At 36.1% G+C, this 712-nt stretch carries 1 pseudogene; it reads right to left on the bottom strand.

From position 1 onward, the window contains the following. Positions 1-230, bottom strand: a pseudogene (locus ACS8FC_RS17460) (long-chain fatty acid--CoA ligase); the annotation flags it as partial. Positions 231-712 lie beyond the last annotated feature (482 nt).

The raw sequence follows: 712 nt of genomic DNA, 5'->3' as shown, positions 1-712 counted from the left end.
TAACGGCTAAAGTTACGCTCAAACACATCAAGTAAAGAGGTACTGTCCTCTGGCATCTCAATCGTAGCATCGATGCTATAACGCTCATAAGCGCTTAACCATGGACTGTCACTGGCGATGGTCGGCATAGTAGGGAATGCATTGTCTTGATAAATGTACTCAGATGCATTGCCTTTATCACTGGTGCCAGCGTTATTGTCTGTTGTCTCTTTATTGATATTGTCCGTCATAATTTTCCCTAAATATTACTGTTAAAAACATAGAATATTTTATATAAAAACTCTGTTTTTTTGATTGTGTAATGTTTGATGCAGCATGGTGAAATCGTATCAAATGAGCTCACAGGTCAGCGTAGCTATATCGTTTTTATCATAATCGCTTTGCAAGTCATATTGAGTAAAATCATCACTCTACTATAAATAAATGCAAAAACCTCTTGGCTGGCACTATAGCAGTTTTACTAAAAATTCTCTATCTATACTCCTTATGCCCCACTATTCACAACAAGCTCAAAGACAAAAATGATAAGGCAGCACGAGGCAACCTTATCATTTTGGTTATAACAATAACTAAATCTATTTACTCAGCATATTACAAGTACCAATCAATCATAGAGGTATTTATAAATAGCCAGTGATAAAACCCTATCTAAAGATAAGCCTTCGTAGATTAACCGTGGTTTTTTTCTTCGAGCGCTCGTAAGTCTTTACGT

The organism is Psychrobacter sp. 1Y4 (genome assembly GCF_051847555.1).
The sequence above is the reverse complement of the archived record's forward strand: the minus strand, read 5'-3'. Positions and strand labels throughout refer to the sequence as shown.